Consider the following 8,381-nt stretch of genomic DNA (forward strand, 5'->3'; position numbering starts at 1 on the left):
CATCCGTAGTGTTTGACTCACTATCAGACCGCCTACAGTCAGCCCTGGCGGGCCTGCGCGGCAAGGGCAAATTAACTGAGGCGGATATCAACGCCACGACTCGTGAGATTCGTTTGGCATTGCTGGAAGCTGACGTTTCTCTGACGGTGGTGCGCGGGTTTATCAAGCGCATCAAGGAACGCGCCCGCGGCGCGGAAGTATCTGAGGCGCTCAACCCCGCCCAACAGGTGGTCAAGATCGTCAATGAGGAGCTCATTGAGATCCTCGGCGGCGAAACCCGTCGGTTGAACCTGGCCAAGAATCCTCCGACCGTCATCATGCTGGCCGGTCTGCAAGGTGCTGGTAAAACCACCCTGGCCGGTAAATTGGCCAAGCACCTCACGAAGCAGGGGCACACCCCCATGCTCGTGGCCTGTGACTTGCAGCGCCCAGGCGCTGTGCAGCAGCTGCAGATCGTCGGCGAGCGCGCGGAGGTCCCTACCTTTGCCCCAGACCCAGGTACCTCCCTGGATTCCAATGACCACGAGATGGGTACCTCTCACGGGGACCCAGTGGACGTCGCCAAGCGCGGTATTGCTGAGGCGAAGCAGAAGCAGCACGATGTGGTCATCATCGATACCGCCGGCCGCTTGGGCATTGATGAAACCTTGATGACGCAGGCGCGCAATATCCGCGACGCCGTAAACCCGGATGAAGTCCTCTTCGTCATCGATTCCATGATTGGTCAGGACGCCGTGCAAACGGCGGAGGCCTTCCGCGATGGCGTGGACTTTACCGGCGTGGTTCTCACGAAGCTGGATGGTGACGCCCGCGGTGGTGCAGCGCTATCCATTCGTGAGGTGACCGGTAAGCCGATTTTGTATGCTTCTACCGGTGAGAAGCTCGATGATTTCGATGTCTTCCACCCAGAGCGCATGTCTAGCCGCATTCTGGGCATGGGTGACCTGCTCTCCCTAATTGAGCAGGCGGAAGCCACCCTGGATCACCAGAAGGCCGAAGAAGCAGCCTCTAAGCTTGGCTCCGGCGAGCTCACGCTGAATGACTTCTTGGATCAGATGCTGATGATCCGCAAGATGGGTCCCATTGGCAACTTGCTGAAGATGATGCCTGGCGGCAAGCAGATGAATGAGATGGCCGCCATGGTGGATGAAAAGCAGCTGGATCGCATCCAGGCCATCATCCGCGGTATGACCCCAGAAGAGCGCGAGAACCCGAAGATTTTGAACGCATCGCGCCGCAAGCGCATCGCCAATGGTTCCGGTGTGAGCGTGTCCGAGGTCAACCAGCTCATCGAGCGCTTCAACCAGGCCAAGAAGATGATGTCCAAGATGGCCGGCCAATTTGGCATGGGAGGTGGCGGACGTTCTGCCACCAAGAAAAAGCCTAAGGGGCGCAAGGGCAAAAACGGCAAGCGCAAGAAGGGCAAAGGTGGCGGCGGCAACCGCGGGCCCAAGATGCCAGGCGGTATGCCAGGAATGGGCGGCGGTATGCCGTCGATGGAAGAGCTACAGCAGCTGCAACAGCAGATGGGAGGCGCTGGCGGTGCCGGTGGCCTCGGTGGTGGAAAGATCCCTGGTATGCCCAAGATGCCCAAAGGCATGGAGAATATCGACCTCGATAACCTCAACTTTGGCAAGGGTAAAAAGTAGCCGCGCAGAGACATAAATAGGCAGAGACATAAATAGAAGGTGGCCCATTGCTTACAGGTAATGGGCCACCTTTGTGCGTGTCGTCGCGGGGGAGCGTTTAAACTGGATCGTTTTCCGGGGTATTGGGGTACGGCACTGGGTTGGCGCGCCGCGTGCCACCGGTGGTGGGGGAAGCTGGCGATTCCTCTAGTGCTGCCTCCGCCTCTTCAGGGGAGATTTCTGGCGCCTCTTGCTGGACTTTTTCGCCGTTCAAGAAGGGGGTGAGGGCTTCTCGGATCATCGGCATCGCGGAATCCGCAAAGGCATTGGTGATGTGGTGCATATCGCGGTAGACCATGGTGTTGCCGATGATGACCGGGCAATCGCCATTAGCATCGCAGAACCACGGCGCGGTATCGAGTGACAGCATGTTTTCGTACTGCGATAGAACAACGGCACCTGGATCGTAAGGTTGGTAAACCTCCTCAAACCGCATGCCGCAGCCCACAGCGTCTTCAGTGGCAACGTAGCACTCATCGAATTCGCGCGGCTCCCCGTCCTCATCGAATCCCCACGGGTTATCGCGGAAACCCAGGAAGGGGATATCGCGCTTGGACAGCTCATCCCAGAAGGTTTGGTAGCCGGCGGGCACCGCGTCGGGGCCATGCCCAAACTCGTTTTGCGGGCGGGTGGTATTGGAGATAACCAACTCTGGCTGAGCTTCGGCAATGCGGTCCATGACCAGTTCACCCCACTCGGCGCACTCTGGGCTGACCGTGACGTCATCGCCAAGCTCGATGGGGCAACCTTGGCGCAAGAGAGGAACCAGCTTGAAACCCATCTCTCGGCCGAGGCGGTCCAGGGCAGAGGAGTATTGCTCCGCGTGGGATCCTCCCACCAAATAGACTTCCTTTTCGGCAGTGGTGTCGCCGAAAATGCAGGGGGTCTTGCCGTCCCTGCGCGTCTCAAAGAAGAAATCAGCGGGCTGAGTATCGGGCACGAAGCACCAGTTTGCAGCAACCGGCGGCTCGATTCCTCCAGCAACGATGGGATCTGGTTTGATTTCTACTCCGTCCGGCGGGGTGATGTCATTAATGAATGTCGTGGCTCCGGGATATTGCTGAGGATTGAGCATTTCCGCGTCAGCATTATTAATGGTGCGCAGCCACAGCGGCTGAATGAGAAGCAGCGCCGCGACGCAGCTGGCCACTACGACACCGCCGATGGCTCGACCGGCACCGGCACGGGTGGACAGACTAGAGACCGCCTTGTGGGCCGGAAGGTCCTCTGCCAAGGGTCGCTTGCGGTGCTGGCGCAGGGGGCGTTCGATGAAGCGATGCGTGATATCTGCAAGCAGCAGGGAGATGGCAATAATAATGATGCCCAGCCACCACGACGGGGTCTGCTGACCCAAGTACGAGGTGGACAGAATAAGCAGCGGCCAGTGCCAAAGGTACAGCGGATAGGCGATATCGCCTAGCCAGCGCGCCTTCTTAGAGGCCATGGCCTTGGAGATCTTGCCGCCACCGCCCAAAATGATGAGCACGGCACCGCCCAAAGGCAAAAGCGAGAGCGGTCCTGGGTAGGCGGTGGTCTCTGCGATGATGGCGCCGGTAAAGACCAGCATGAAAAGGCCAAGGCCGGTAAACAGGTCATAAAAACGTGCAGGGATTTTCCATGCGGAACCGTAGATGGCTAGAACCGCACCGAGGGTCAACTCCCAGGCACGCGACCACGTGGAGTAGTAGTTTTCTGGCGTTCCGTGCAGCCCATGGCGCGAGGCATAGGCAAAGGACACGATGGTCACCACGATGAGAATGGGGCCGGCGATTTGATTGACCGTGGGGAAGCGGCTGGTCCGCAGCGAAGAATGCTGCGGACGCCATTTCATAATCGCGGCCAGGATGAGGGCAAAGGCTATGCCCATCAGGTAGAACTGGCCCTGCACAGACATCGACCACATATGCTGCAGCGGGGAAGTATCGGCGGCGGCCGCAGTGTAGTCAGCGTTTTGGCGCGCCAGTTCCCAGTTCTGGTAGTACAGCATGGTTGCTGTAATTTGCTGGGTAAATTCAGTGCGCATGAGCTGCGGCGTGCAAAGGCGCACCAATATATACGTCACACCGATGACTAAAACGAGGCTTGGTACCAAGCGGCGCAGCGTGCGCCAGATTGGCCACCATGGGTTCAAGGAGGCGTTGGGCTTGCCGGCATAGCGCAGCTGCGAGCCTAAGAAGAAATAACCGGAAAGCAGTAAGAAGACATCCACGCCGCCAGATACACGACCGACAAAGACGTGGTAGATAACTACGAGGCCAATTGCGATACCGCGCAGACCATCGAGGTCATAGCGGTATCGAAAGTTGCGTGGAGAATCATTTGTCATAAAACGTCATTTCGTGCGCTTGTTCATGGAAAACAAACGCGGCGTATTTCAAAGCCTTCTGTGGCAAAGGTTTACATTCGGCTAATAAGGGTACTCTTTAAAGGTCTCGAAGGCATAACGGGGCAACGTAAAATGCGGGAGACGCGAAGATTTTAAAATACTGCCTGCACACGCTAAAATAGTTCGGGTTATCGCGGTGGTGCGAACTGCTGATGATAATGAGACGTTTCATTCTGCGTAACACCGTTCCCGTCTACGGTCGGCCGGTACGTCACGCGCAGATAAAATCCAAGGGTTGAACCGGCGTGCTAAACAGCGCGTGTCTGAACTGCCCAGTGACTAGAAAAGGAGCCATCATGGCTGTCAAAATTAAACTGCAGCGCGTAGGTAAGATCCGCGCCGCTGAATACCGCGTAGTTATCGCTGATGCTCGTACCCGCCGCAGCGGCAAGGTCATCGAGAACATTGGCATCTACCACCCGAAGGAAGAACCTTCCCTCATCAAGATTGACTCCGAGCGCGCACAGCACTGGCTGTCCGTTGGCGCACAGCCAACTGAGCCTGTCTTGGCACTACTGAAGGTCACCGGTGACTGGCAGAAGCACAAGGGCCTGCCGGGTGCCGAAGGCACCTTGAAGGTTGCCGAGGAGAAGAAGTCCAAGCTGGACCTCTTCAACGAGGCATTGTCTGAGGCTAATAACGGCCCAACCATCGAGGCCATCACCGAGAAGAAGAAGGCCAAGGAAGAAGCGAAGAAGAAGAAGGAAGCTGAAGAGGTCGCTGCAGCTGAGGCTGCCGCCGCTGCTGCCGGCGAGGCAGACGCTGATGCAGAAGCTTCTGAGGAGTCCGCAGAGTAATCTGCTCGTTCTCTAGCGCCCGTTTCTAATTAGGACGGCTGTGCATAAACTTCATCCCCCACCCGTCATCGTTGCATTTATGCGCGATAACGAGTGGGGGATTTTGCGCGCTCGGCCAGCGCGCAGCCATCACCAAGGCTAGTGGCTAGCGCTATTCACTGCGTGGCCGTAATTCGGGGTAATTGGCGTATACATCGCCCGGATCTTCAAAATCCATTCCGCGCAGGCTGCCTGCGACGACAGGCTTAAACAGCTTATAGATTTCCTCCCGCGGCAGTTTAGACAGGGGCCCATCAATGGCAAGTACGGTAAACCCATGGACGGCGGACCACGACAGCAAGCTATTGTGTAGGAAATATTCTTTATTGGGCGTTTGGCCGAGGGCTTGGGCGTGGCGGGCCAAGAGATCGAAGTAGCGCTGAATCATATTCAGGTGCTCGCTTTTTGGATCATCGGGAGTCAAAGGGTCTACGCCAAGCATAAAGCGCAGCGCCTTCCACTCCAGCATGCAACGGAAGAAATTCGTTTCATCCAAGGCAAATTCGAGGTAGGCATATCCGACCTGCACGAGGTGATCGGGAAAGGTGAGGTCGCCAGCTTTATCGGTGGTGTGGTGAAGGCGGCGCACGAGCTCGTCGGTGGCTAGCTCGGCCACCTTATCGTGCAGTTCTTCCTGATCCTTAAAGTGCCGGTAGGCCGAGGTAGGGGACACTCCTGCAGCGCGGGTGACGGCGCGGATAGTAATAGCCTCGGGGCCTTTTTCCTTGCCTAATTGCACAGCGATCCGTAGCAGCTCGTCGTGGAGGTTTCCGTGGTGATAGGGCTTGTTATGAGACTGCGGTGTATCCAAAATCTTTCCTAATGGTGTGTGTATTCCAATTAGCCTGTGAGCATCGTTAAAAGCATTAGTGCCGGTCGCCTGTCCGACTGTACTGTGGGTGAGTCCGAAGTCACATTCGGTAGGGGTGCGGCAACGCTATGCACTATATAGGCCGGTAAGTGCACAATGTTACCTGGGGCTAGTGTGACCGTGTTCTCCCCGCAGGTGAAATTCACTTCGCCGCGTATCACCTGCACGGTGATCGGGTGGGCGGCTTTGTGATCCGGCAAGGTTTGACCAGGGGAAAAACTGAAAAGGATGAGGTTTGCGCGCTCACCGTTCAAGACTCGCTTGACCCCAGGGCGCTCGCGTTCAGGATTGGTGGGAGGTGCCAAAGCCACCAGATCAAGGTCGATCAAGGGGGAGCTCGGTGCCACCTGATGCGCACTGCGTGGATCGGAGGGCGGGTGGGGAGAGTCGTTCATGCTTCAAGCGTAATGCCTAAGAGCGAGATTGTGGGGAGTGCGGCAGGAAACAAGAGCAACTGGGTGTATGCGGTAAACTCTGCGCCATGGAATTGATGATTGGGCGCGTCATTAAGTCGCACGGTATCAAGGGAGAAGTGGTGGTAGAGCCCACCACCGATGAGCCTGAGGTGCGCTTCGCGGTGGGAGAAAAACTGCAGGGAAGGCAGGGCCGCAAGGAACACGAGTTGACCATCTCTGCGGTGCGCAGCCACAAGGGCAGGCTTTTGGTGACGTGCAAGGAAATTGCCGATCGTACGCAGGCGGAAAGCTTGCGTGGCACCCAATTTTTCGCTGCCCCATTAGAGGATGACGATGAGGGCTTTTATGACCACGAGCTCGAAGGTCTGCGCGTAATCCACGACGGGGAAGACATCGGCTCTGTGGCTTCCGTCGTGCACGGGCCTAGCCAAGATCTCTTGGAGGTTGAGCTGTCTACCGGCACTTCTGCCTTGGTGCCCTTTGTCCATGCCATCGTTCCCGAGGTCGACTTGGAAGCCGGCTTGTGCATCATCCAACCCCCAGAAGGGTTGTTAGACCTATGAGGCTCGATGTAGTGACCATCTTTCCGGAGTACCTGCAGCCGCTGCGCCATGCCCTTTTAGGCAAGGCCATCGAGCAGGGCCGCCTTGAGGTGGGCGTGCACGATCTGCGTCAGTGGGCCACGGATGCGCATAAATCGGTCGATGACTCGCCCTTTGGCGGCGGCCCAGGAATGGTTATGAAGCCTGAGGTTTGGGGCCCTGCGCTTGACGATGTCGCACTCGGGACCACCGCCCCCACACTCGACTCCTCCCTGCCGCACCTCAACCGGCCTCGACACGACGAACTAGAGGGCGTCGAAGCTCGGGCCTATGGCGCCGATGCGGCGCACGAGGACGCTAGTGAGGATGGCGATCTCCCGCTGCTTTTGGTGCCCACCCCGGCTGGCGCGCCTTTTACCCAGGCGGATGCGCGGGCATGGTCTACCGAGGAGCATATTGTTTTTGCCTGTGGGCGTTACGAGGGCATCGACCAGCGCGTGGTTGAAGACGCAAAGAAACGCTACCGCGTCCGGGAGGTATCCATCGGGGACTATGTGCTCATCGGCGGGGAAGTTGCGGTACTGGTGATTGCAGAAGCCGTCGTCCGCCTTATCCCCGGGGTATTGGGCAATAAGCGCTCGCATGAAGAAGACTCTTTTTCTGATGGCCTGTTAGAGGGGCCAAGCTATACCAAGCCGCGGGAGTGGCGCGGGCTTGCGGTGCCGGAGGTCCTGACCTCTGGAAACCATGGGTTGGTGGACCGGTGGCGCAGGGAACAAGCATTGGAGCGCACCTGGCAGCGCCGCCCTGAGTTATTGGATCACGTGGAATTGAGCAAGGCAGATAAGGCATATCTAGCGCACGTGCGCGAGCGTGAATCTGAAGGCAAGGAACAATAATGCAGGTGAGCGTGGATCTTTCTGTGCTGATGTCCCAGGAAGAATGGAAAGAATACCAGGCAGGCATGCCACAGAAATTGCGCAGCGCAGGCTTTGTGCCGGAGAGCATCTTTGCCGCCGTGGTTGCCCCGTCGCCGCCGGCAGATAGCCCGCTCGCCCAGGAATATGAACTCAGCAATGGAACCCCGGCGGAGGGGACGCCGCTGTGGCGGGTCATCGTCAATGGCGATACCGCAGCACCCCTGCCCTCCGTCGCGCCCATGGTTGCTGAATGCTTACCGCCTACCGCGGCGTGGTTGGGGAGCACGGAAATTGGCCATACCGAATTCGCATGGTCGTCTGAGCCGGTATGGAGCGCAGAGTCCAGCGAAGAAAATTAGGATAATGCCCTAAGAAAACTTGTATCGGTGCTGGGCAGTGATACTGTAAGTGCAGCACTCACTCGCATTTTTTACTTGCTCTCCAAGGATTCTCTCGCATGACTTCTCCCAATGGACATGATTTTGGCGGATACAACCAACAACCGCAGTACAATCAGTACCCCGCGTATTCTCAGCCCCAGCAGAGCCGTGGCGGGAATGGGGCCATGATTGCGGCGATCATTTTGGGAGTTGTGGCGCTATTGGCCGTTGCTGCTGCCGCATTCTTTTTCGTGCAGGGAAATGGGGCCTAAACGACAGGATGTGTTGGTGAAGTTATATGTTTAGCCGGTCTGGCGTGCTGGTATTAGGATTATTTCACTT

General features: G+C 57.5%; 9 protein-coding genes. 6 read left to right on the plus strand and 3 right to left on the minus strand.

All coding sequences use genetic code 11. From position 1 onward, the window contains the following. Positions 1-8: 8 nt before the first annotated feature. Positions 9-1,649: a signal recognition particle protein gene (ffh, locus tag ABRP87_RS02220; protein ID WP_005278622.1), complete on the plus strand. Its 1,641-nt coding sequence runs from the start codon at positions 9-11 to the stop codon at positions 1,647-1,649. Positions 1,650-1,746: 97 nt separating this feature from the next. On the opposite strand, the gene ABRP87_RS02225 is transcribed toward ffh, so the two are convergent. Next, on the minus strand, positions 1,747-4,014 hold the full coding sequence (locus ABRP87_RS02225) for an acyltransferase family protein (RefSeq protein ID WP_349867456.1): 2,268 nt from the start codon (positions 4,012-4,014) through the stop codon (positions 1,747-1,749). Between the two features lie 356 nt (positions 4,015-4,370). Between ABRP87_RS02225 and rpsP the strand changes: the two genes are divergently transcribed. Next, positions 4,371-4,871, plus strand: a complete 501-nt coding sequence (rpsP, locus tag ABRP87_RS02230; RefSeq protein WP_349862796.1) for a 30S ribosomal protein S16 — start codon at positions 4,371-4,373, stop codon at positions 4,869-4,871. A gap of 151 nt (positions 4,872-5,022) precedes the next feature. Here the strand turns inward: rpsP and ABRP87_RS02235 are convergent, their stop codons facing one another. Together ABRP87_RS02235 and ABRP87_RS02240 are read right to left on the minus strand one after the other, a co-directional pair. Further along, positions 5,023-5,721, minus strand: a complete 699-nt coding sequence (locus tag ABRP87_RS02235; RefSeq protein WP_349867458.1) for a TetR/AcrR family transcriptional regulator — start codon at positions 5,719-5,721, stop codon at positions 5,023-5,025. A 29-nt stretch (positions 5,722-5,750) separates the two neighbouring features. After that, the gene (locus ABRP87_RS02240) at positions 5,751-6,176 is read right to left on the minus strand and encodes a cupin domain-containing protein (protein ID WP_349867460.1); all 426 of its coding nucleotides are present in this window, start codon (positions 6,174-6,176) and stop codon (positions 5,751-5,753) included. An 86-nt stretch (positions 6,177-6,262) separates the two neighbouring features. Here ABRP87_RS02240 and rimM point away from each other — a divergent pair, with 86 nt between their 5' ends. The 4 genes from rimM (at position 6,263) to ABRP87_RS02260 (ending at position 8,311) form a co-directional block, all read left to right on the plus strand. Next, positions 6,263-6,760 carry a ribosome maturation factor RimM gene (gene rimM, locus ABRP87_RS02245; protein WP_349862802.1) on the plus strand — a complete coding sequence of 166 codons (498 nt, stop codon included), beginning with the start codon at positions 6,263-6,265 and terminating at the stop codon, positions 6,758-6,760. Beyond that, positions 6,757-7,638, plus strand: coding sequence for a tRNA (guanosine(37)-N1)-methyltransferase TrmD (gene trmD / locus ABRP87_RS02250; protein WP_349867462.1), 882 nt, complete (start codon positions 6,757-6,759; stop codon positions 7,636-7,638). The genes rimM and trmD overlap by 4 nt, the downstream gene beginning before the upstream one ends. Continuing rightward, positions 7,638-8,018, plus strand: a complete 381-nt coding sequence (locus ABRP87_RS02255; RefSeq protein WP_349867464.1) for a hypothetical protein — start codon at positions 7,638-7,640, stop codon at positions 8,016-8,018. Before trmD ends, ABRP87_RS02255 begins: the two co-directional genes overlap by 1 nt. Before the next feature lie 98 nt (positions 8,019-8,116). Then, positions 8,117-8,311: a hypothetical protein gene (locus ABRP87_RS02260; protein WP_349867465.1), complete on the plus strand. Its 195-nt coding sequence runs from the start codon at positions 8,117-8,119 to the stop codon at positions 8,309-8,311. Positions 8,312-8,381: the final 70 nt, after the last annotated feature.

The sequence above is a fragment of the Corynebacterium sp. KPL2830 genome (assembly GCF_040225635.1).
Lineage (GTDB): Bacteria > Actinomycetota > Actinomycetes > Mycobacteriales > Mycobacteriaceae > Corynebacterium.